21 protein-coding genes and 1 tRNA gene are annotated in these 20,862 nt (G+C 75.0%); 19 read left to right on the plus strand and 3 right to left on the minus strand.

Features of this window, described 5'->3' with window-relative positions; genetic code table 11:
* The first annotated feature begins 135 nt into the window (after window positions 1-135).
* Both ACI8AX_RS00585 and ACI8AX_RS00590 read left to right on the plus strand, forming a co-directional pair.
* Complete coding sequence (locus tag ACI8AX_RS00585; protein WP_456547842.1) at window positions 136-1,083, plus strand: AraC family transcriptional regulator; 948 nt, start codon at window positions 136-138, stop codon at window positions 1,081-1,083.
* Between the two features lie 114 nt (window positions 1,084-1,197).
* Window positions 1,198-2,004: a class I SAM-dependent methyltransferase gene (locus ACI8AX_RS00590; RefSeq protein WP_456547843.1), complete on the plus strand. Its 807-nt coding sequence runs from the start codon at window positions 1,198-1,200 to the stop codon at window positions 2,002-2,004.
* A 45-nt stretch (window positions 2,005-2,049) separates the two neighbouring features.
* Here ACI8AX_RS00590 and ACI8AX_RS00595 read toward each other — a convergent pair.
* The 3 genes from ACI8AX_RS00595 to ACI8AX_RS00605 all read right to left on the minus strand — a co-directional run bounded on the left by ACI8AX_RS00595 (window position 2,050) and on the right by ACI8AX_RS00605 (window position 3,798).
* Window positions 2,050-2,121: transfer RNA gene (locus ACI8AX_RS00595), tRNA-Arg, on the minus strand.
* Between the two features lie 73 nt (window positions 2,122-2,194).
* Window positions 2,195-2,905: a DUF305 domain-containing protein gene (locus ACI8AX_RS00600; RefSeq protein ID WP_456547844.1), complete on the minus strand. Its 711-nt coding sequence runs from the start codon at window positions 2,903-2,905 to the stop codon at window positions 2,195-2,197.
* Window positions 2,902-3,798 (minus strand): DUF3105 domain-containing protein, encoded by an 897-nt coding sequence (locus ACI8AX_RS00605; protein ID WP_456547845.1) that lies wholly within the window; start codon window positions 3,796-3,798, stop codon window positions 2,902-2,904. The genes ACI8AX_RS00600 and ACI8AX_RS00605 overlap by 4 nt, the downstream gene beginning before the upstream one ends.
* A gap of 167 nt (window positions 3,799-3,965) precedes the next feature.
* Between ACI8AX_RS00605 and argS the strand changes: the two genes are divergently transcribed.
* From argS to ACI8AX_RS00690, 17 genes are all read left to right on the plus strand, one after another.
* Window positions 3,966-5,627 carry an arginine--tRNA ligase gene (gene argS / locus ACI8AX_RS00610; protein WP_456547846.1) on the plus strand — a complete coding sequence of 554 codons (1,662 nt, stop codon included), beginning with the start codon at window positions 3,966-3,968 and terminating at the stop codon, window positions 5,625-5,627.
* Window positions 5,624-7,117 carry a diaminopimelate decarboxylase gene (lysA, locus tag ACI8AX_RS00615; protein ID WP_456547847.1) on the plus strand — a complete coding sequence of 498 codons (1,494 nt, stop codon included), beginning with the start codon at window positions 5,624-5,626 and terminating at the stop codon, window positions 7,115-7,117. Before argS ends, lysA begins: the two co-directional genes overlap by 4 nt.
* Window positions 7,114-8,403 (plus strand): homoserine dehydrogenase, encoded by a 1,290-nt coding sequence (locus ACI8AX_RS00620; RefSeq protein ID WP_456547848.1) that lies wholly within the window; start codon window positions 7,114-7,116, stop codon window positions 8,401-8,403. Before lysA ends, ACI8AX_RS00620 begins: the two co-directional genes overlap by 4 nt.
* Window positions 8,400-9,479, plus strand: coding sequence for a threonine synthase (thrC, locus tag ACI8AX_RS00625; RefSeq protein WP_456547849.1), 1,080 nt, complete (start codon window positions 8,400-8,402; stop codon window positions 9,477-9,479). Before ACI8AX_RS00620 ends, thrC begins: the two co-directional genes overlap by 4 nt.
* Complete coding sequence (gene thrB / locus ACI8AX_RS00630; RefSeq protein ID WP_456547850.1) at window positions 9,476-10,432, plus strand: homoserine kinase; 957 nt, start codon at window positions 9,476-9,478, stop codon at window positions 10,430-10,432. Before thrC ends, thrB begins: the two co-directional genes overlap by 4 nt.
* 248 nt (window positions 10,433-10,680) lie before the next feature.
* Window positions 10,681-12,867 (plus strand): transcription termination factor Rho, encoded by a 2,187-nt coding sequence (rho, locus tag ACI8AX_RS00635; RefSeq protein WP_456547851.1) that lies wholly within the window; start codon window positions 10,681-10,683, stop codon window positions 12,865-12,867.
* Window positions 12,868-13,002: 135 nt separating this feature from the next.
* Window positions 13,003-13,239 (plus strand): 50S ribosomal protein L31, encoded by a 237-nt coding sequence (gene rpmE / locus ACI8AX_RS00640; protein ID WP_409331652.1) that lies wholly within the window; start codon window positions 13,003-13,005, stop codon window positions 13,237-13,239.
* A gap of 91 nt (window positions 13,240-13,330) precedes the next feature.
* The gene (gene prfA / locus ACI8AX_RS00645) at window positions 13,331-14,407 is read left to right on the plus strand and encodes a peptide chain release factor 1 (RefSeq protein ID WP_456547852.1); all 1,077 of its coding nucleotides are present in this window, start codon (window positions 13,331-13,333) and stop codon (window positions 14,405-14,407) included.
* Window positions 14,408-14,421: 14 nt separating this feature from the next.
* Window positions 14,422-15,279 carry a peptide chain release factor N(5)-glutamine methyltransferase gene (gene prmC / locus ACI8AX_RS00650; RefSeq protein WP_456547994.1) on the plus strand — a complete coding sequence of 286 codons (858 nt, stop codon included), beginning with the start codon at window positions 14,422-14,424 and terminating at the stop codon, window positions 15,277-15,279.
* 6 nt (window positions 15,280-15,285) lie between these two features.
* Window positions 15,286-15,927, plus strand: a complete 642-nt coding sequence (locus tag ACI8AX_RS00655) for an L-threonylcarbamoyladenylate synthase (protein ID WP_456547853.1) — start codon at window positions 15,286-15,288, stop codon at window positions 15,925-15,927.
* A gap of 142 nt (window positions 15,928-16,069) precedes the next feature.
* The gene (locus tag ACI8AX_RS00660; RefSeq protein WP_456547854.1) at window positions 16,070-17,332 is read left to right on the plus strand and encodes a glycosyltransferase family 4 protein; all 1,263 of its coding nucleotides are present in this window, start codon (window positions 16,070-16,072) and stop codon (window positions 17,330-17,332) included.
* Window positions 17,329-17,760: a hypothetical protein gene (locus ACI8AX_RS00665; protein WP_456547855.1), complete on the plus strand. Its 432-nt coding sequence runs from the start codon at window positions 17,329-17,331 to the stop codon at window positions 17,758-17,760. The genes ACI8AX_RS00660 and ACI8AX_RS00665 overlap by 4 nt, the downstream gene beginning before the upstream one ends.
* Window positions 17,761-17,853: 93 nt before the next feature.
* Entirely contained in the window at window positions 17,854-18,204 is a 351-nt protein-coding gene (locus ACI8AX_RS00670; RefSeq protein ID WP_456547856.1) for an AtpZ/AtpI family protein, read from the plus strand.
* Complete coding sequence (gene atpB / locus ACI8AX_RS00675) at window positions 18,201-19,028, plus strand: F0F1 ATP synthase subunit A (RefSeq protein WP_456547857.1); 828 nt, start codon at window positions 18,201-18,203, stop codon at window positions 19,026-19,028. Before ACI8AX_RS00670 ends, atpB begins: the two co-directional genes overlap by 4 nt.
* A gap of 105 nt (window positions 19,029-19,133) precedes the next feature.
* Window positions 19,134-19,361, plus strand: coding sequence for an ATP synthase F0 subunit C (gene atpE, locus ACI8AX_RS00680; protein ID WP_029432783.1), 228 nt, complete (start codon window positions 19,134-19,136; stop codon window positions 19,359-19,361).
* Between the two features lie 49 nt (window positions 19,362-19,410).
* On the plus strand, window positions 19,411-19,980 hold the full coding sequence (locus ACI8AX_RS00685) for a F0F1 ATP synthase subunit B (protein WP_456547858.1): 570 nt from the start codon (window positions 19,411-19,413) through the stop codon (window positions 19,978-19,980).
* The gene (locus tag ACI8AX_RS00690; protein WP_456547859.1) at window positions 19,980-20,852 is read left to right on the plus strand and encodes a F0F1 ATP synthase subunit delta; all 873 of its coding nucleotides are present in this window, start codon (window positions 19,980-19,982) and stop codon (window positions 20,850-20,852) included. The genes ACI8AX_RS00685 and ACI8AX_RS00690 overlap by 1 nt, the downstream gene beginning before the upstream one ends.
* Window positions 20,853-20,862 lie beyond the last annotated feature (10 nt).

Raw genomic sequence — 20,862 nt, forward strand, 5'->3', positions numbered from 1 at the left:
GCCGCCGGCCCTGGTGGCCGGCGGGCTCCAGCGTCGCGACGGCGGGCGGGACGCGGCAGCTCCGGCCGTCCGAGAGACATGACCGGACGTCCGGGGACGCTGGACGCCCGGTCCAGCGGCGGCCAGGCTCCTCCCATGGCAGCCGAGGTCGCGGTCCCGTGGGTGCCGGTCGACCCCCTGGGCGGGGTGTTCGCCGACCTGCGCGTGCGCGGGACCTTCTACAGCCGCGCGGAGGGCACCGCCCCCTGGGGCGTCGAGGTGCCGGTGCTCGAGGGGTGCCTGACCTTCCACGTGGTGACCGAGGGCAGCTGCCTGCTGGAGGTCGCGGGCACCACGCACCCGCTGGCCGCCGGCGACCTGGCGCTGGTCCCGCACGGTCGCGGGCACCTGCTGCGCAGCGAGCCGGGGGCGCGGATCGCCGGGCGGGCCGACCGGCTCCCGCAGGACTTCCTGGGCGAGCACTACTCGGTGCTGCGGATCGGCGGCGGCGGGGCCCGGACCGGCCTGGTCTGCGGGGTGCTGGAGGCCGAGCGCCCCGGGGCCGAGCCGCTGCTGGACCTGCTGCCGCCGGTGCTCGTGGTGCCGGCGCGCGACGCGGCGCGCCCGGCGTGGCTGCCGGTGCTGCTCGGGCTGCTGACGGAGGAGGTGCGGCACGACCGGCCGGGGTCGGAGGCCGTGGTGACCCGCCTGGCCGACGTGATCGTGATCCAGGTCGTGCGGAGGTGGCTGGAGTCCGGGGAGACCGGCCCGGGCTGGCTGCTCGCGCTGCGCGACCCGCAGGTGGGCCCCGTCGTGGCCCGCGTGCTGCGGGACCCGGGCGCCGACTGGACGCTGACCCGGCTGGCGCTGGAGGCCCGGATGTCGCGGTCGGCATTCGCCGCGCGGTTCACCGAGCTGGCCGGCGAACCGGCGGTGCAGTACGTCACCCGTCGCCGCATGCACGTCGCCGGCCGGGCACTGGCCCGCGGCGCGCGGGTCGGCGAGGTCGCCCGGCAGCTCGGCTACGGGTCCGAGGCGGCCTTCTCCCGGGCCTTCAAGCGGGTGAACGGCGTCGCCCCGGGCGCCGTGCGGCGCGGGGACTGAACCCGGGAGCCGGGCCGGCGGTGTGCCGGCCCGGGGCGTACGGCGGAGGGCCGTGGGCCCTTCCCGCCGGCGGCGCAGGACCCGATACTCGCAGTCCGTCCTCGGGGGGCCGCCATGGAACTCGCACACGTCAGGGGCATCGCCAGGCGGACGGAGGACGCCGCTCAGCGGGTCCTCGCGGGCGCCGGGCTGCGGCACTCCGAGCGCAGGATCTGCGCGGACGCCCAGGCCTACTGGCAGCAGCCCGGGGACCCGGGCTGGCAGTCCGACGCCCACTGGCGGACCGAGTCCGCGTTCGCGGGCAACGACCTGTGGCCGGAGATCGGCCGTCGCCACCTGACGATGTTCGAGCGCGGGACGCGGACGGTGCGGTTCGACCGGCCCTGGGGGCGGGTCCTGGAGTGGGGCTGCGGGGGCGGTGCGAACGCCGTCCACTTCGCGCCCCGCGCCGACGAGTTCATCGGTGTCGACGTCTCGGCCGAGACCCTCAGCCGGTGCGGCAGCGAGGTCGCCGCGGTGAGCGACACCCCCTGGCGACCGGTCCGCATCGCCGTCGACGACCCCGAGGCGGCACTCGACGAGGTCGACCGGTGCGACGTCTGGCTCAGCTTCTACGTCTTCGAGCTCATCCCCAGCCCGGAGTACGGGGAGCGGTTGCTGCGGATCGCGCACCGCATGCTCACCCCCGGCGGGCTCGCGCTGATCCAGGTGAAGTACTCGGACGGGCGGTGGCTGACGAGGCCACGGCGCCGGTCCTACCGGTCGGGGCTGGCGTCGATGACGACGTACGGCATCGACGAGTTCTGGCGGCTCGCGCAGCGGTGCGGCTTCGTGCCCGAGACCGTCGAGCTCGTGCCGCAGGACGCGCTGGACGAGCGGTACGCCTACTACCTGCTGACCCGCCCGGCGGACGGCGGCTGAGCGCGGGAGGAGGTCGGCTGGCCGACGGCCGGTGGTGTCGAGAGGTGCCCCCGGCAGGATTCGAACCTGCGCACCCGCCTCCGGAGGGCGGTGCTCTATCCCCTGAGCTACGGGGGCTCGGGTCAGGGAGGAAGTTACCAGCCCCGCCCGGCCGGGCCGACGGCGGTGTCGGCCCCCGGTCGGTCGCCGCTCAGGGCGGCGGCAGCGGCGTCCCGCCGCGGGCGGTGAGCATCGACGTCATCGTCGTCGTCTCGGCGGCCTGGGCCTCGGCGATCGAACGCGCCAGGGCCCGCACCGCGTCCTGCTCGGCGTGCTCGGCGGCGTAGCGGGCCATCTCCGCGCCGCCCTGGTGGTGCCGGGTCATCAGCCGGAGGAACTCGACGTCGAAGGCGGGACCGGTGAGGTCGCGCAGCTGCGCCAGCTCCTCCTCGGTCGCCATGCCGGGCATCACGGCGCCGTCGGTGCCGCCCGTGCCCATGCCGGACATGTCGTGCCCGGCCATGGCGTCGTCGCTCATCCACGTCATGTGCTCGGCGCCGGTGAGCGGCAGGTCCCACAGCGCCAGCCAGCCCTGCATGCGGCCGGCCTGGTTGGTCTGCGTGGCCGAGATGTCGAAGGCGAGCTGGCGCACCTCGGGGTCGGTGCTGCGCTCGAGCGCGAGGTTGGCCATCTCCACGCCCTGCAGGTGGTGGACCGCCATGTCCCGGGAGAAGCCGGCGTCGACCGAGTCGGCCGTCGGCGCGGCCGGCGCCTCGTCGGCGCCGATCCCGAACGCCACGGCCAGCCCGCCCCCGAGCAGGACGAGCCCGACGGCGATCACCGCCAGCAGCACCACCCGCAGGGGCTGGCGGGCGGGGGCGGCGGGGACGTCGGCGGCCGGGCGCTCGAGCACGGACGTCACGGCGCGGTCGACCCGGTGGCGCCGCTCGGGTCCGTCGGGGTCGACGGCGCGTCGGAGGGCATGCCGTCCTCACCCTCGCTGGGGGCGCCGGCGAGCAGCGGCGACGCCGCGAACTGCGGGTTCTCGCAGCTGGCGCCGGGCTCGGGGGTGTTGGCGTCGTTCTGGGTCAGCGCGTCGGCGAACTCGGCCAGCCGCGGGTCGTCGGCCGAGTCGACCTGCAGCTGGTGGTTCCAGGCCTGGATGCTGATCGGGGAGTCCTGCCCGGCGTAGGGCGACATCATCCGGTAGGGCGTGCCCTCGACCAGCTCGCTCAGCGTGGCGATGTCGTCGGCGGACACCCGGTCCGGGTCGTAGGTGATCCAGACCGCGCCGTGCTCGAGGCCGTGGACGGCGTTCTCGTGCCGGATGTCGACGTCGTAGACCGTGCCGGTGCAGTCGGCCCAGACGCCGTCGTGCGGACCGCCGACCGGCGGCGTCTCCGAGTAGTCGACGGTCGTGGTCACGTGGTCCTGGCCGGCCGAGTAGTCGTACTGCTCGACGCCGTCGATGTTGCCCGCCGGGTCCTCGGCGACGGCCTCGGACTCCCGCGCCTGCAGCACCGCGTAGGTGAGCACGGCCGCGGCGAAGACGACGACGGCGATCGCGGCGGCGATCAGGCCCCACGGCCGCTGGGGGGTGACCACGTTGGCCACCGGCCGGGTGCGGCCGCCGCCCTTGCCGGCGGCGCTGCGGCCCCCGGGGCCCTTGCCGGGCGTGCCCTTCGCCGCGCTGCCGGCGCCGCGCGCGCCGGACGGCCGGGAGCCGCTGCCGCCACGGCCGGAGGACGCCGAGCCGCCCTTGCCGGACGCTCCCCGCGCGCTCCGGGCGTCGTCGGGCTTACCGTCCTTGGGCACAGCGTCTCCTCGTCCTCGCGGGGCCCGCCGGGTGCAGGCCGGGGGAGAGCGCCGGGTTCGTCCGGTGGCTGCTCCCGACCGGCCAGTCTAGGTCGCGGACCTGAGCGCTCCCTGGACGTCGGACGGGGAGCGGCGGGGCGCGGCGACCGGCCCCGTACGATCGCGCGGTGACACCCGAGCAGTTGCGCGACCTCGTCCGGACCGCGGTCGGGGCGGCAGTCGAGCGCGGCACGCTCGCCGTCGCCGTCCCCGACGACCTGGTGGTCGAGCGCCCGAAGAACCCCGAGCACGGCGACTACGCGACCAACGTCGCGCTGCGGCTGGCCAAGCCCGCCGGCCGTCCTCCGCGCGAGGTCGCCGAGGTGCTCGCCGGGGAGCTGCGGGCGCTGCCGGGCATCGACCGGGTCGAGGTCGCCGGCCCCGGGTTCCTCAACATCACGCTCGCCCAGGGCGCGCTCGGCCGGATCGCCGTCGACGCGGTCACCGCCGGCGAGCGGTACGGCCGCACCGACGCGCTGGCCGGGCTCCGGCTGGACCTGGAGTTCGTCTCGGCCAACCCGACCGGCCCGGTGCACATCGGCGGCAGCCGGTGGGCCGCCGTCGGCGACGCGATCGGCCGGCTGCTCGAGGCCAGCGGCGCCGACGTGACCCGCGAGTACTACATCAACGACGCCGGCGCGCAGATCGACCGCTTCGCCCGCAGCCTGCAGGCCGCCGCGACCGGCCGGCCGGTGCCCGAGGACGGCTACGGCGGCACCTACATCGCCGACATCGCCGCGCAGGTGGTCGCCGTCGAGCCCGACGTGACCGGCCGCGACGAGGCCGAGCAGGTGCGGGTCTTCCGCGACCGCGGCGTCGCGCTCATGGTCGACGAGATCCGCCGGTCGATGGAGGACTTCGGCGTCGGCTTCGACGTCTGGTTCAGCGAGAAGTCGCTGTACGACTCGGGCGCGGTGGAGAAGGCGATCGGCCGGCTGCGCGACCAGGGGCACGTCTACGAGTCCGACGGCGCGGTGTGGTTGCGGACCACCACCTTCGGCGACGACAAGGACCGGGTGCTGGTCAAGGCCGACGGCGAGACGACCTACTTCGCCTCCGACTGCGCCTACTACCTCGACAAGCGGGCCCGCGGCTTCGACCGGGTCGTGATCATGCTGGGCGCCGACCACTCCGGCTACGTCGGCCGGTACAAGGCGCTGGTCGCGGCCACTGGCGACGACCCGGCCGAGCACCTCGAGATCCTCATCGGCCAGCTGGTCAACCTGCTGCGCGGCGGCGAGCCGGTGCGGATGAGCAAGCGCGCCGGCACGATCGTGCTGCTGTCGGACCTGGTCGACGCGATCGGCGTGGACGCCGCCCGGTACGCCCTCGCCCGCGCCTCGGTCGACCAGATGATCGACATCGACGTCGACCTGTGGAGCCGGCAGACCAACGACAACCCGGTCTTCTACGTGCAGTACGCGCACGCCCGGATCTCCTCGGTGCTGCGCAACGCCACCGACCTGGGGCTGGCGCTCGGTGCGGCCGCCGACGTCGACGCCGCGCTGCTCACCCACGAGCGCGAGAACGACCTGCTGCGGGCGCTGGGGGAGTTCCCGCGGATCGTCACCTCCGCCGCCGAGCTGCGCGCCCCCCACCGGGTGGCGCGCTACCTGGAGGAGCTGGCCGGCACCTACCACCGCTTCTACGACTCGTGCCGGGTGCTGCCGCGCGGCGACGAGGAGGCCACGCCGCTGACCACCGCCCGGCTGTGGCTGTGCGCCGCGACCGCCGTCGTGCTGCGCAACGGCCTGGGCGTGCTCGGCGTCTCCGCCCCGGAGCGGATGTGAGGGCGCACCCGGCGGGCCCGCTGCACGGCGCCTTCGAGGTGGCCGCGGCCGTCGGCGCCCCGCCGGCCGACCTCGGCGCGCTCGACCCGCACGTCTGGCCGCGCTCGGCGACCCGCGTCGACGGCGAGCTGCACCTGGCCGGCCGCCCGGTCACCGAACTCGCGCGGGAGCACGGCACCCCGCTGTTCGTGCTCGACGAGGCCGACTTCCGCGGCCGCGCCGAGGAGTTCGCCACCGCGTTCACCGACGCCGACGTCCACTACGCCTCCAAGGCGTTCCTCTGCGGCCAGGTGGCCCGATGGATCGCCGACGACGGCCTGCACCTGGACGCCTGCAGCGGCAACGAGCTCGCCGTCGCGCTGGCCGCCGGCTTCCCCGCCGAGCGGATCGCGCTGCACGGCAACAACAAGTCGATGGTCGAGCTGCGGTTGGCCGTCGACGCCGGCATCGGGCACGTCGTCGTCGACTCCTTCGACGAGATCGAGCGGCTGGTGCCGCTGGCCGCCGCGCGGGTCGCCGCCGGCGGGTCGCCGGTGCCGGTGCTGATCCGCACCACGGTCGGCATCGAGGCGCACACCCACGAGTTCATCGCCACCGCGCACGAGGACCAGAAGTTCGGCTTCTCCCTCGCCACCGGCGACGCGCTCACCGCCGCCGTCCGCGTGATCCGTGAACCGGCGCTGCACCTGACCGGCCTGCACAGCCACATCGGCTCGCAGATCTTCGACACCGCCGGCTTCGAGGCCGCCGCCCACCGCGTGGTCGGGCTCCTCGGCCAGATCGCGCAGGCGACCGGCCAGGTGCTCGGGGAGCTGAACCTCGGCGGTGGCTTCGGCATCGCCTACCTGCCCGACGACGACCCGGTCACCCCGGCCGACGTCGCCCGGCGGCTGCGCGCCGTCGTGGCGGCCGAGTGCGCGGCGCTCGACCTCCCGGTGCCCCGGCTGGCCGTCGAGCCCGGCCGCGCGATCGCCGGTCCGGGCACGGTCACGCTGTACGAGATCGGCACCATCAAGCCGGTGCGGCTGGGCGCGGGTGGCACGTCCGGCGCGCCGGCGGTGCGCAACTACGTCTCGGTCGACGGCGGGATGAGCGACAACATCCGCACCGCCCTCTACGACGCGTCCTACACCTGCGTGCTGGCCAACCGGACCTCGACCGCGCCGCCGGCGCTGTGCCGCGTCGTCGGCAAGCACTGCGAGAGCGGTGACGTGCTGGTCCGCGACCTGTGGCTGCCGTCGGACGTCGTCCCCGGCGACCTGCTCGCCGTGGCCGCCACCGGCGCCTACTGCTGGTCGATGGCGAGCAACTACAACTACCTGCTCAAGCCGCCGGTGGTGGCCGTGCGGGACGGCGTCGCCACCGAGATCGTGCGGCGTCAGACACTGTCCGACGTGTTCGCCCTCGACGCCGTCCTCGCCGACGTGCCCGCCCCCTCGCCGGCGATCGACCAGCCGGCCCCCGAGCACGCCGCCGGGGCCCGCTCGTGAGGCCGCTGCGGGTCGCGCTGCTGGGTTGCGGGACCGTCGGGGGAGCGGTGCTGCGGCTGCTCGACGAGCAGGGCGGCGACCTCGCCGCCCGCATCGGCCGGCCGGTGGAGGTGGCCGGCGTGGCCGTCCGCCGTCCCGACCGGCACCCGGAGGTGCCCGCGCACCTGCTGACCACCGACGCGCAGGCGCTGGTGACCCGGGACGACGTCGACCTCGTCGTCGAGGTCATCGGCGGCATCGAGCCGGCCCGCACGCTGCTGCTGGCCGCCTTCGCCGCCGGGAAGTCGGTGGTCAGCGCCAACAAGGCGCTGCTGGCCGACGACGGCGTCGAGCTGCACCAGGCGGCCGCGGAGGCCGGCGTGGACCTGTACTACGAGGCCGCGGTGGCCGGGGCCATCCCGATGCTGCGGCCGCTGCGCGAGTCCCTGGCCGGTGACCAGCTGCGCCGCGTGGTCGGCATCGTCAACGGCACCACCAACTACATCCTGTCGCGCATGGCCGAGACGGGCGCCGGCTTCGCCGAGGCGCTGGCCGAGGCCACCGACCTGGGCTACGCCGAGGCCGACCCGACCGCCGACGTCGACGGGTTCGACGCCGCCGCCAAGGCCGCGATCCTCGCCTCGCTGGCGTTCCACACGCCGGTCACCGCCGGCGACGTGTACCGCGAGGGCATCTCCGCGGTCACCGCGACCGACGTCGCCCGCGCGGCCGAGATCGGCTGCACCGTCAAGCTGCTGGCCATCTGCGAGCGGGTGGCCAACGGCTCCGGGGACTCCGTCGCGGTGCGCGTCCACCCGGCGATGATCCCGACCACGCACCCGCTGGCCGCCGTGAACGGCGCGTTCAACGCCGTCTTCGTCGAGGCCGAGGCCGCCGGGGAGCTGATGTTCTACGGCCGCGGGGCCGGGGGCGAGCCGACCGCCAGCGCCGTCCTCGGCGACCTCGTGGCGGTGGCCCGCAACCGGGTCGCCGGCGCGGCCGGCCCCGGCGTGACCACCTACGCGGGGCTGCCGGCCCGGCCGATCGCCGAGACGCCGACCCGCTACCACGTCAGCCTCGACGTGGCCGACAAGCCCGGCGTGCTCGCGACGGTCGCCCAGGAGTTCGCCCGGCACCACGTCAGCATCGCGACCGTGCGGCAGGACGGGCACGGGGACGCCGCGACGCTGGTCATCGTCACGCACAGCGCGCCGGACGCGGCGCTGTCGGCGACCGTCACCGCGCTCCGGGAGATGCCCGCCGTCCGCGGGGTCACGAGCGTGCTGAGAGTGGAGGGGCTGTCATGACCGGGACGCTGCGCGGAGCCGTGTCGCCGCACTGGCCGGGGCTCATCGAGGCCTACCGCTCGCGGCTGCCCGTGAGCGAGAGCACGCCGGTGGTGACCCTGCAGGAGGGCGCCACGCCGCTCGTGCCGGCGCTCGAGCTCTCCCGGCGCACCGGCTGCGACGTGTACCTCAAGGTCGAGGGCGCCAACCCGACCGGGTCCTTCAAGGACCGCGGGATGACCATGGCGATCACCAAGGCCGTCGAGGAGGGCTCGCAGGCGGTCATCTGCGCCTCCACGGGCAACACCAGCGCCTCGGCGGCCGCCTACGCCGCCCGCGCCGGGCTCGTCTGCGCCGTCCTCGTGCCGCAGGGCAAGATCGCCCTGGGCAAGCTCGCCCAGGCGCTCGTGCACGGCGCCAAGCTGCTGCAGGTCGACGGCAACTTCGACGACTGCCTGGCGCTGGCGAGCAAGCTCGCGATCGACTACCCGGTGAGCCTGGTCAACAGCGTCAACCAGTTCCGCATCGAGGGGCAGAAGACGGCGTCGTTCGAGATCGTCGACGTCCTCGGCGACGCCCCGGACGTCCACTGCCTGCCGGTCGGCAACGCCGGCAACATCACCGCCTACTGGCAGGGCTACCGCGAGTACGCCGCCGACGGCACCGCCTCCCGGACGCCGCGCATGTGGGGCTTCCAGGCCGCCGGCGCCGCCCCGATCGTCAACGGCGCCGTGGTCGAGCAGCCGCAGACCATCGCCACCGCCATCCGGATCGGCAACCCCGCCTCCTGGACCAAGGCGCTGGCCGCCCGCGACGAGTCCGGCGGCCTCATCGACGCCGTCACCGACCGGGAGATCCTGGCCGCCTACCGGCTGCTCGCCCGCAGCGAGGCCGTGTTCGTCGAGCCGGCGTCGGCCGCCTCGGTCGCCGGGCTGCTCAAGGTCGCCGCGGCCGGCGGGCTCGAGCCCGGGCAGCGCGTGGTGTGCACCGTGACCGGCAACGGGCTCAAGGACCCGGAGTGGGCCATCTCCGGCGCCCCGGCCCCGGTGACGGTCCCGGTCGACGCGGCGGTCGCGGCCGCGCAGCTCGGCCTGTGAGCACGGCCGCGCGCACCTCGGTCCGGATCCGCGTCCCGGCGACCAGCGCCAACCTCGGTCCCGCCTTCGACTGCGCCGGCCTGGCCCTGAGCTGCGCCGACGACCTGGAGTTCGGCGTCACCGACGGCGGGCTGTCGGTCGAGGTGACCGGCGAGGGCGCCGACACGCTGCCCGCGGACGAGTCCCACCTGGTGGTGCGGGCCTTCCGCGCGGCGTGCGCCGAGCTCGGCTGGACGCCGCCGGGCCTGCGGCTGCGCGCGGTCAACGCCATCCCGCAGGGCCGGGGGATGGGCTCCTCGGCCGCGGCCGTGGTCGGCGGGGTCTTCGGCGCGTGGGCGCTGTGCCCGGACGTCGGGTCCGTCGACCTCGACGCCGTCCTGCGCCTGGCGGCCCGGCTCGACGGCCACACCGACAACGTCGCCGCCTGCCTGCACGGCGGGGTGACGCTCGCGTGGGACGGCGTCGACGGCCCCGTCGCCGAGCGGCTCGACGTCGACCCCGCGATCCAGCCCCTGCTGCTGGTGCCCGGGTCGACGCTGTCGACGCACACGGCCCGCGGGCTGCTGCCCGACGTCGTCCCGCACGCCGACGCGGCGTTCAACGCCGGCCGGGCGGCGCTGCTCGTCGCCGCGCTGACCTGGGACGCCGGTCTGCTGCTCGCCGCCACCGAGGACCGGCTGCACCAGCGCCAGCGGGCCTCGGCCATGCCCGAGACCCTCGCCCTCGTCGGCCGGCTGCGGGCCGAGGGGCTGGCCGCCGTCGTCTCCGGGGCCGGCCCGAGCGTGCTGGTGCTCGCCCGCAGGCAGCCGGGCGACGACCTCGTCGACTTCAGCGACGGCGCGGCCGTGCGGCAGGTCGCGGGGCTGGTCCCGGACGGCTGGCGGCTGCTGCCGCTGTCGGTCGACCGGACGGGTGTACGGGTCCTGTCGGGGGCTCAGGTATCGTCTGCATAACGAGGAACACACCGGGCTCGACCTGTGTTGTCCTGCCCGTGAGCTGCATCTAGGCTCACGGCGTAGCCGCCCCGGTGGGGCTGGCCTCGCGCGGGGCGTTGCCGACGAAGAGTCCATCGCCGCAGATCCCGCCCCGCACCCACATGATCCCTTCGTCGTGCCGACCCCGGAAACAGCCCGGGTCGGCAGGTGGACCGGGTCACCCCCTGCGCCGGTAGGCGCAGGTCACCGCAGGGAAGGACCTGTACGTGAGCGAAACCACCGACCTCGTCGCCGCGCCCCAGGGTGCTGCCGACGAGGCGTCTGCCGTTTCTGGGCAGGCGGGCCGATCCCGCCGCCGCGGCAGCGGGCTGTCGGGGATGCTGCTGCCCGAGCTGCAGCGCCTCGCGGCCGAACTCGGCATCTCGGGCACCGCCCGGATGCGCAAGGGCGACCTCGTCGCCGCCATCTCCGAGCGCCAGGTCGGCGGCACCGGCACCGACGGCGGCTCGACCGCCGGAGCCCGTGAGGGCGTGCCGACCCCGCGCGGCGCCGCGGCCACCGCGGCCCCCCTGGAGGCGCCCGTCAGCGGCGGCGCCAACGGCGGCCCGCTGACCACCCCGGACGCCGCGGCCGCACCGGCCGCTCCCGAGACGCCGCGTCGTCGTCGTGCCGCCAGCCGCCCGGCCGGCGCGCCCGCCGCCGACGCTCCCGGCCCGCAGAGCACGGCGCCCGAGGCCCCCGAGGCCCCCGCGACCGCCGACAGCGACCAGGCCCCGGCGGCCCCCCGCGCCGACGACGACCGCTCCGACGGCGACCGCACCGACGGCGACCGCACCGACGAGCGGCCCGCCCGCAACCGCGAGCGCGGACGCACCCGCGACCGTGACGGTGACCGCTCCGGCCGGGACGGCGACCGTGCCGCCCGTGACGGCGACCGGGCCCCCCGTGACGGTGACCGTGCCGCCCGTGACGGTGACCGTGCCGCCCGTGACGGTGACCGTGCCGCCCGTGACGGTGACCGCGCCGCCCGCGACGGCGACCGCGCCCCCCGCGACGGCGACCGCGCCCCCCGCGACGGCGACCGCGCCGGCCGCGACGGCAACCGCGGTCCCGAGCGCGAGCGCAACGGGCGTCCCGACACCCGCACCGACGGCACCCGGTCCGAGGGGCGCGGCGACCGCGCTCCCCGCGACGACGAGGACGACGACGACTTCGAGGGCGGCCGCGGTCGCCGGGGCCGTCGCTACCGCGACCGCAACCGGCGCGGCGGGCGCGAGCGCTTCGAGCAGCCGAACGAGCCCACGGTCAGCGAGGACGACGTCCTCCTGCCGGTGGCCGGCATCCTCGACGTGCTGGACAACTACGCCTTCGTCCGGACCTCCGGCTACCTGACCGGCCCGAACGACGTCTACGTGTCGCTGTCGCAGGTGCGGCGCTACGGCCTGCGCCGCGGTGACGCCATCACCGGCGCCGTCCGCCAGCCCCGCGAGGGCGAGCGCAAGGACAAGTACAACGCCCTGGTCCGGCTCGACACGGTCAACGGGCTGGAGCCCGAGCAGGCGCGGCAGCGGCCGGAGTTCACCAAGCTGACCCCGCTCTACCCCCAGGAGCGGCTGCGGCTGGAGACCGACTCCCACCAGCTGACCACCCGGGTCATCGACCTGGTCATGCCGATCGGCAAGGGCCAGCGCGCGCTCATCGTCAGCCCGCCCAAGGCCGGCAAGACGATGGTGCTGCAGGCGATCGCCAACGCGATCACGACGAACAACCCCGAGTGCCACCTCATGGTCGTCCTCGTCGACGAGCGGCCCGAGGAGGTCACCGACATGCAGCGGTCGGTGAAGGGCGAGGTCATCGCCTCGACCTTCGACCGCCCGCCGGCCGACCACACCACGGTCGCCGAGCTGTCGATCGAGCGGGCCAAGCGCCTGGTCGAGATGGGCCACGACGTCGTCGTCCTGCTCGACTCGATCACCCGCCTGGGCCGCGCCTACAACCTGGCGGCCCCGGCCAGCGGGCGCATCCTCTCCGGCGGTGTCGACTCCACGGCGCTCTACCCGCCCAAGCGCTTCCTCGGCGCCGCCCGCAACATCGAGAACGGCGGCTCGCTGACCATCATCGCCTCGGCGCTGGTCGAGACCGGCTCGACGATGGACACGGTCATCTTCGAGGAGTTCAAGGGCACCGGGAACGCCGAGATCAAGCTCGACCGCCGCCTGGCGGACAAGCGGATCTTCCCGGCCGTCGACGTCAACGCGTCGGGCACGCGCAAGGAGGAGATCCTCCTCTCGCCCGACGAGCTGGCGATCGTCATCAAGCTGCGCCGGGTGCTGGCCGCCCTCGAGCCGCAGCAGGCGATGGAGCTGCTCCAGGACAAGCTGCGCAAGACGCGCAACAACATCGAGTTCCTGATGCAGATCCAGAAGACGACGCTGGGTCCCGGCGGCGACTGAACCACCCCGCCCGCCGGGCGGGCTCACCGATCGGGGATACTCGTCGGTCGAGTCCCGCCCGGCGCGCCTGGAATGCCCGCCCGGTAGGCGGCGTTCAGACAGACAGCACCGACACCTGCGGAAGAGGTCCACGGCATGAAGCCCGGCATCCACCCCGAGTACCACACCACCACGGTGACCTGTGGTTGCGGGAACACCTTCACCACGAAGAGCACCGTCCCCAGCGGTCAGCTGACCGTCGAGACCTGCTCCGCCTGCCACCCGTTCTACACGGGCAAGCAGCGGATCCTCGACACCGGTGGCCGCGTCGCCCGCTTCGAGCGGCGCTTCGGCAAGCGCGGCGCCGACGCCGGCGCCAAGGCCGGCCAGTAGCACCCCCGACGGCGCCCGCACCCACTCCTCCGGGAGTGGGGCGGGCGCCGTCGTCGTGTCCGCTCCCCGTCCCCCCGAGAGGCACTGCGCGATGACCACCACCGACGCCGGCACCGACCGGCTGCGCGGGTTGCTCGACGAGCACGCCGCCCTCGAGGTGGAGCTCGCCGACCCGGCCGTGCACGCCGACGCCGGCCGCGCCCGGCGGCTCGGCCGCCGCTACGCCCAGCTCGCCCCGGTCGTGGAGACCGCCCGGGCGCTGGAGCAGGCGCGCGACGACCTCACCGCCGCCCGCGAGCTGTCGGCCGAGGACGCGTCCTTCCGCGTCGAGGCCGAGTCCCTCGAGCAGCAGATCGAGGAGCTGACCGGCCGGCTGCGCGAGCTGCTGCTGCCCAAGGACCCCGACGACGACAAGGACGTCATCCTCGAGATCAAGGCGGGGGAGGGCGGCGCGGAGTCGGCGCTGTTCGCCGGCGACCTGCTGCGCATGTACCTGCGCTACGCCGAGCGGCGCGGCTGGTCGGCCGAGGTCATCGACGCCGTCGACGCCGACCTCGGCGGCTACAAGGACGTCTCGGTGGCGGTCAAGAGCCGCACCGACGAGGGCATCTGGTCCCGGCTGAAGTTCGAGGGCGGGGTGCACCGCGTGCAGCGGGTGCCGGTGACCGAGAGCCAGGGCCGCATCCACACCTCCGCGGCCGGCGTCCTGGTGCTCCCCGAGGCCGAGGAGGTCGACGTCACCGTCGACCCGAACGACCTGCGCATCGACGTCTTCCGCTCCTCCGGCCCCGGCGGGCAGAGCGTCAACACCACCGACTCGGCGGTGCGCATCACCCACCTGCCGACCGGCATCGTGGTGAGCTGCCAGAACGAGAAGAGCCAGCTGCAGAACAAGGAGTCCGCGCTGCGGATCCTGCGCTCGCGGCTGCTCGCCGCCGCGCGCGAGGAGGCCGACGCCGCGGCCAGCGACCAGCGCCGCAGCCAGGTCCGCACCGTCGACCGCAGCGAGCGCGTCCGCACCTACAACTTCCCGGAGAACCGGATCAGCGACCACCGGGTCGGCTTCAAGGCGCACAACCTCGACGCCGTCCTCGACGGCGAGCTGGACCCGGTCATCGACGCCCTCACCCGGGCGCACACCGCCGAGCTGCTGGCGGCCGGCTCCTGAGCCCCCGCTCGCTGCTGGCCGACGCCGCACGGCGGCTCGCCGAGGCCGGCGTCGCCAGCCCGCGGGTGGACGCCGAGCTGCTGCTCGCCCACGTCACCGGGCGGACCCGCACCGGACTGCTCACCCTCGACGACGTCGCGCCCGCCGCGGCCGCGCGCTTCGCCGAGCTGCTGGACCAGCGGGCCGACCGCGTGCCGCTGCAGCACCTGACCGGGCGCGCGGCGTTCCGGCACCTCGAGCTCGCCGTCGGCCCCGGCGTCTTCGTGCCGCGGCCGGAGACCGAGCAGCTGGTCGGCTGGGCGCTGGAGCGGCTCGCCGGCGTCACCGAGCCCGTGGTCGTCGACCTCGGCTCCGGGTCGGGCGCCATCGCGCTCTCGATCGCCGCCGAGCACCCGGGCGCCCGGGTCACCGCCGTCGAGCGCGACCCCGACGCGATCGAGTGGACCCGCGTCAACGCCGCGGCCCGGGCCGCGGCCGGCGACCGGCCGGTCGAGGTGCTCGCCGGGGACATGACCGACCCCGGGCTGCTGAGCGCCCTCGACGGCGCGGTCGACCTCGTCGTCTCGAACCCGCCGTACGTGCCCGACGGCGCCCGCCTGCCCCGCGAGGTGGCCGACCACGACCCGCCGCTGGCGCTGTGGGGCGGTCCTGACGGGCTCGACGTCGTCCGCGGGCTGCTCCGCACGGCGGCCCGGCTGCTGCGCCCCGGCGCGTGGCTGGGCATCGAGCACGCCGACCAGCAGGGCACCTCGCTGCCCGCGCTCGTGCGCGCGCAGGGCGGGTGGGACGACGTCGCCGACCACCCCGACCTCGCCGGCCGGCCCCGCTTCACCACCGCCCGTCGGTCCGGTGGCGGCACCCGGGCAGACTGACCGGTCGTGGCCGACCTCTACGACTGCTCCGACCCCGAGGCACGCGCCGCCGGCCTGGACGCCGCGGCCGCGGCGATCGCCGACGGCGAGCTGGTGCTGCTGCCCACCGACACCGTCTACGGCGTGGCCGCCGACGCCTTCACCCCCGAGGCCGTCACCCGGCTGCTGGCCGCCAAGAACCGCGGCCGTGCCATGCCCGTGCCGGTGCTCATCGGCGAGGCCTCCACGCTGGCCGGCCTGGTCGTCGACCTGCCCGAGGCGGCGAGCCGGCTGGCCGAGGAGTTCTGGCCCGGCGGGCTGACCCTGGTCCTGGAGCACGCGCCGTCTCTGGCGTGGGACCTCGGCGACGCCGAGGGCACCGTCGCCGTCCGGCTGCCCGACGACGAGATCGCCCGCGACCTGCTGCGCCGCACCGGGCCGCTGGCCGTCTCCAGCGCCAACCGCTCGGGCCGGCCGGCGGCGACCGACGCCGCCGCGGCGGTCGCGCAGCTCGGCGCCCGCGCGGCCGTGGTGCTGGACGGCGGCCCGCGCGCCGGCTCGGCCGCGAGCACGATCGTCGACTGCACCGCGCCGACGCCGCGGGTGCTGCGGATCGGCGCGGTCGACGTGGACCGCCTGCGCGCCGTCGTCCCCGACCTGACCGACTGAGCGGCCCCCTGCCCGGTGACGCTGCGTCCACGGGCGGGAGCGCTACCGTGGACCGACAGCCGTCGTCCAGTCCGGGAGATCCACCCGATGCGCATCCCCGGCCGGGGCACCCCGCCCGCACCGCAGGCCAGCGCCTGACGCCATGCGCGAGTACCTCGTCGTCCTGCTGACCGCCGGGCTGGTCACCTTCCTCGCCACCCCGGTGGTGCGGCTGGCCGCCGTGCGGCTCCGGATGATGGCCGCACCCCGCGAGCGGGACGTGCACGTCATCCCGACGCCGCGCGGCGGGGGAGTGGCGATGTACCTCGGGGTCGCCGCCGCCGTGCTGGTCGCGACGCGGCTGCCGGCGCTGCAGCGCACCTTCGACGACTCGCAGACCGCCGCGGTGCTCGCGGCCGGAGGGCTGATCTGCCTGCTCGGCGTGCTCGACGACAAGTTCGGCCTCGACGCGCTCACCAAGCTCACCGGCCAGATCGCCGCCGCCGGCGTCATGGTCCTGCTCGGCGTGCAGCTGTCGTTCGTCTTCCTGCCGGTCGCCGACCTGGGCACGATCTCGCTGGGGCCCGACGTCGGCGTGCCGCTGACCATCCTGCTCACCGTCCTGACGGTGAACGCGCTCAACTTCATCGACGGCCTCGACGGGCTGGCCGCCGGCGTCTCGGCGATCGCCGCGCTGGCCTTCTTCGCCTACAGCTACAACCTCGGCCTGACCGGCTACGACGACGTCGCGAGCGCGCCGGCGCTCATCACCGCGGTCCTGGCCGGGGCGTGCCTGGGCTTCCTGCCGCACAACTTCAGCCCCGCCCGGATCTTCATGGGCGACTCGGGCTCGATGCTGGTCGGGCTGATGCTGTCGGCGGCCGCGGTCTCGGCGACCGGCAACGTCGACCCCCAGTCGTTCGACTCCGCCGCGAGCCTGCTGCCCCTGGCGCTGCCGCTGCTCGTGCCGATCGCGGTCCTGTTCATCCCGTTCATCGACCTGCTCATGGCGGTGGTGCGGCGGACGCGGCGCGGGCGGTCCCCGTTCTCCCCGGACAAGATGCACCTGCACCACCGGCTGCTGGCCATCGGGCACTCGCACCGCCGCGCCGTCCTCGTCATGTACTTCTGGGCCGCGCTGCTCTCCAGCGGCGCCGTCGCGCTGTCCATCACCGGCGGCCGGGTCGAGCTCCTGGCCGCGATCGGTGCGCTGCTGGTCGTGGGCGTCGTCGTCGTCCTCGCCCCGCGCACCCGCCGTGCCGCCCGCGAGGCGCGCGCCGCGGAGCTGATCGCCCAGCGCCGGCGCAGCCGGGCCGCCCACCCGACGGCCCGGGCGCTGCGCTCGCCCGCCCCGCCGCCGCCACCACCGGCCGAGGCGCCGCTGCCGACCCCGAGCACGCCCGGCGCCGGGCAGGTGGTCCGATGAGCGGCATGCCCCGTGAGGACCCCGGCTGGGACCTGTCGTTCCTGCGCGTCGGCGCGCTCGCCACGCTGGCCGTGACGGCGGTCGCCGCCCCGGTGACCGGCCTGGTCGCCGGCTGGGACGACGCCGTCGGCGTGCTCGTGGGCGCGGCGGTGGTCACCGCGTTCTTCGTGGTCAGCGGCGTCGTCGTCGCCTGGGCCGGCCGCATCCACGACACGTTCACGCTGCCCGCGGCCATGGGGGCGTTCTTCGTCAAGGCGATCGTGCTCTTCGGTCTGCTCAACGCCCTGCCGGAGGACGGGTGGCTCGACCGGCTCACCCTCGCGTGGTCGGTCATCGTCGGCGCCCTGCTCTGGAGCGGGGTGCAGCTGCGCTGGGTCTGGACCCGGCCGCTGTACTACGTGACCCCGCCGCGGCCGCCGTCGGCGTAGCAGCCCGGCCCGGGGCCCCGTGCGCACACCCGGACAGGTGGTGGCCGCACCCCCACCACCGCACCCCGGCGGGCCTGCGACACGCTGCTGATAGTGTCCGCAGCGATGGCCGAGGACGACCCGACTCATGGGTCCGCCAGGCCCTCGCCCGACAGCCGCACCAGGAGCGGCAGCGGTGCCGAGACCGGATACGCGGTCATCGGGACGCTGATCTCCGGCATGGCGGTGTGGGGCGGGGCCGGGTGGCTGCTCGACCAGTGGCTGGACACGCGTGTGTTCTTCCCGGTCGGCATCATCCTCGGCATGGCGGTGGCGATCTACGTGGTCGTCCTCCGGTTCGGCGGTCTGCCCTCGCCATCAGGGGCCACGCACAGCACCACGCACACCAGCAGCACCCAGGGCGGACGACGGAGCCGGCCCAGGACGCAGAAGGGACAACGGTGACCTCCAGCGCCCACGCGCTCGGGACCGTGCTCGCGGTCGAGTCCGGCGGCGGGGACGGCTTCCAGGCCCCCGGCCTCAGCGAGTTCTACCCGGAGACGGTGGCCGAGTTCTCGTTCCTGGGCGTCGACTTCGCGATCACCCGCATCACGATCATCCTCTGGGTCGCGACGGCCCTGATGCTGGCGTTCATCATCGCCGCGGTCCGCAAGCCGCAGATCGTCCCGGGGAAGCTGCAGTTCATCGGCGAGAGCGGCTACTCCCTCGTCCGTGACGGCATCGCGCGCGACGTGGTCGGCCCGAAGGGCATCCCGTTCGCCCCGTTCCTCGCGGCGCTGTTCTTCTTCATCCTCGCGAACAACTTCATGGCCATCGTGCCGTTCGCGCAGATCTCCCCGATGTCGAAGTTCGCCTTCCCGCTGGTGCTGGCGGCGATCTGCTGGGTCATCTACATCTACATCGGGATCCGCGAGCAGGGCGCCGGGAAGTACTTCAAGGACATCCTCTTCCTGCCCGGCGTGCCCAAGCCGATGTACATCCTCGTCACGCCGATCGAGATCCTGCAGAACTTCGTGGTGCGGCCGTTCACCCTCGCGGTCCGGCTCTTCGCGAACATGTTCGCCGGTCACATGCTGCTCGTGGTCTTCTCGCTGGGCGCGGTGTACCTGTTCGGCCGGGACAACTTCTCGATCGTCTTCGGCCCGGTCTCGGCGCTCATGGCGATCGTGATGACCTTCTTCGAGCTGCTGGTCATCTTCCTGCAGGCCTACGTCTTCACGGTCCTGATGGGCACCTACCTCAACGGGTCCATCGAGGCCGAGCACTGATCCGCGCCGCGACCCGGTCGCGGCGCCCCCTGATCTGCACCACCCGCACCACCCCCGAAAGCCGCCCGGCAGACGCCGGGCGACGACACAGGAGGAACACCTCGCATGGACCTGTTGGCAGAGCTGACCGGCAGCATCGGTTCGGTGGGCTACGGCCTCGCCGCGATCGGCCCGGGCATCGGTGTGGGCATCGTGTGGGCGGCCTACATCCAGGCGACCGCCCGCCAGCCCGAGTCGGCCGGCCTCACCCGGACCTACGCCTTCCTCGGCTTCGCCCTCTCCGAGGCGCTGGCGCTGATCGGCTTCGTCGTCCCCTTCGTCTTCGGCACCTGATCCGTACCTCCGGGTACGGGTTCCGACTCCAGACAGGGACACTGAGAGCATGAGCATCCTCGCTGCGGAGAGTGAGAACCCGCTCCTCCCGCCGGTCGGCGAGATCATCATCGGGCTGATCGCCTTCGCGATCGTCCTGCTGGTGTTCTTCAAGTTCGTCGCCCCGCGGTTCGAGCAGGTCTTCCGTGCTCGTCGTGAGGCGATCGAGGGCGGCATCGAGCGGGCCGAGGCGATGCAGGCCGAGGCCAAGGCGGCGCTGGAGCAGTACCGCGCCCAGCTGGCCGAGGCCCGCACCGAGGCCGCGCAGATCCGCGACCAGGCCCGGGCGGAGGGGCAGCAGATCCTCGAGGAGCTGCGGACCCAGGCCCAGGAGGAGTCGGCGCGCATCGTCGCCCGCGGGGAGGAGCAGCTCGCGGCGTCCCGCCAGCAGGTCCTCAACGAGCTGCGCACGCACATCGGCACCCTCGCGGTCGACCTGGCCGGCCGGGTGGTCGGCGAGTCGCTGACCGACGACGCCCGTCGTCGCGGCACCGTCGACCGGTTCCTCGACCAGCTCGAGGGCATGGCCGGTGGCGCCGACGGCCGCGCGGGGGCGACCGTGCCGGAGGGCAGCCGCTGATGGACGCCGCCAGCCGGGCGGCCGTCGCCGAGGCGCGCGAGCGCCTCGCCGAGCTGACCCGACCCGCGTCGGGGCTGCTCGAGCGGGCTCGCGACCGGGTGACCGGTCAGCCGCGCGTGGTCGAGTCCGGCGACCTGGCCGGCCTCGCCGACGAGCTGTTCGCGGTCGCCCGCCTGCTCGACGCGCAGCCCTCCCTGCGGCGTGCGCTGTCCGACCCCGCCGGCAAGCCGGCGGAGCGGGCCGCGCTGGCGCAGCGGCTGCTCGCCGGCAAGGTGTCGGGCGCGACGCTCGACCTCGTCGAGACCCTCGCCCGGCAGCGCTGGTCGCGGCCGTTCGACCTCGTCGAGGCGGCCGAGACCCTTGCGACGGAGGCCGCGCTCGACGCGGCCGACGCGCGCGGCGAGCTCGAGGACGTCGAGGACGAGCTGTTCCGCTTCGGCCGGATCGTCGCCGGCGACCCCGCGCTGACGCGGATCCTCTCCGACCGGACCGGGCCGGCCGCCGGTAAGGCCGCGCTGCTGGACCGGCTGCTCACCGGCCGGGTCAGCCCGGTCACCGAGCAGCTGCTGCGGAACCACCTGACCCGGCCGGCCGTTGCCAACGCGGAGACGGCGATCGAGCGGCTGTCCGAGGTGGCCTCCCGCCGCCGCGGGCAGTCCGTCGCGCACGTCACCGCCGCGGCCCCGCTGACCCCTGCCCAGGAGCAGCGGCTGTCGGCCGTGCTCGGCCGGATCTACGGCCGGGCGATCGGGCTGCAGGTGACCGTCGACCCCGAGCTGCTCGGGGGCCTGGTGATCCGCGTCGGCGACGAGGTCATCGACGGCAGCGTCCTGCGCCGCCTCGACGAGGCCGGCCGCCGACTCGTCGGCTGAGCACCCGCCG

It is taken from the genome of Blastococcus sp. SYSU D00813 (assembly GCF_054050735.1).

Bases quoted from the DNA above. Each gene is read 5' to 3' on its own strand.
- thrC (WP_456547849.1), top strand. From the start codon at position 8,400: ATGACCGGGACGCTGCGCGGAGCCGTGTCGCCGCACTGGCCGGGGCTC.
- ACI8AX_RS00585 (WP_456547842.1), top strand. From the start codon at position 136: ATGGCAGCCGAGGTCGCGGTCCCGTGGGTGCCGGTCGACCCCCTGGGC.
- ACI8AX_RS00690 (WP_456547859.1), top strand. From the start codon at position 19,980: ATGGACGCCGCCAGCCGGGCGGCCGTCGCCGAGGCGCGCGAGCGCCTC.
- rpmE (WP_409331652.1), top strand. From the start codon at position 13,003: ATGAAGCCCGGCATCCACCCCGAGTACCACACCACCACGGTGACCTGT.
- ACI8AX_RS00685 (WP_456547858.1), top strand. From the start codon at position 19,411: ATGAGCATCCTCGCTGCGGAGAGTGAGAACCCGCTCCTCCCGCCGGTC.
- ACI8AX_RS00660 (WP_456547854.1), top strand. From the start codon at position 16,070: ATGCGCGAGTACCTCGTCGTCCTGCTGACCGCCGGGCTGGTCACCTTC.
- ACI8AX_RS00665 (WP_456547855.1), top strand. From the start codon at position 17,329: ATGAGCGGCATGCCCCGTGAGGACCCCGGCTGGGACCTGTCGTTCCTG.
- prfA (WP_456547852.1), top strand. From the start codon at position 13,331: ATGACCACCACCGACGCCGGCACCGACCGGCTGCGCGGGTTGCTCGAC.
- atpE (WP_029432783.1), top strand. From the start codon at position 19,134: ATGGACCTGTTGGCAGAGCTGACCGGCAGCATCGGTTCGGTGGGCTAC.
- ACI8AX_RS00590 (WP_456547843.1), top strand. From the start codon at position 1,198: ATGGAACTCGCACACGTCAGGGGCATCGCCAGGCGGACGGAGGACGCC.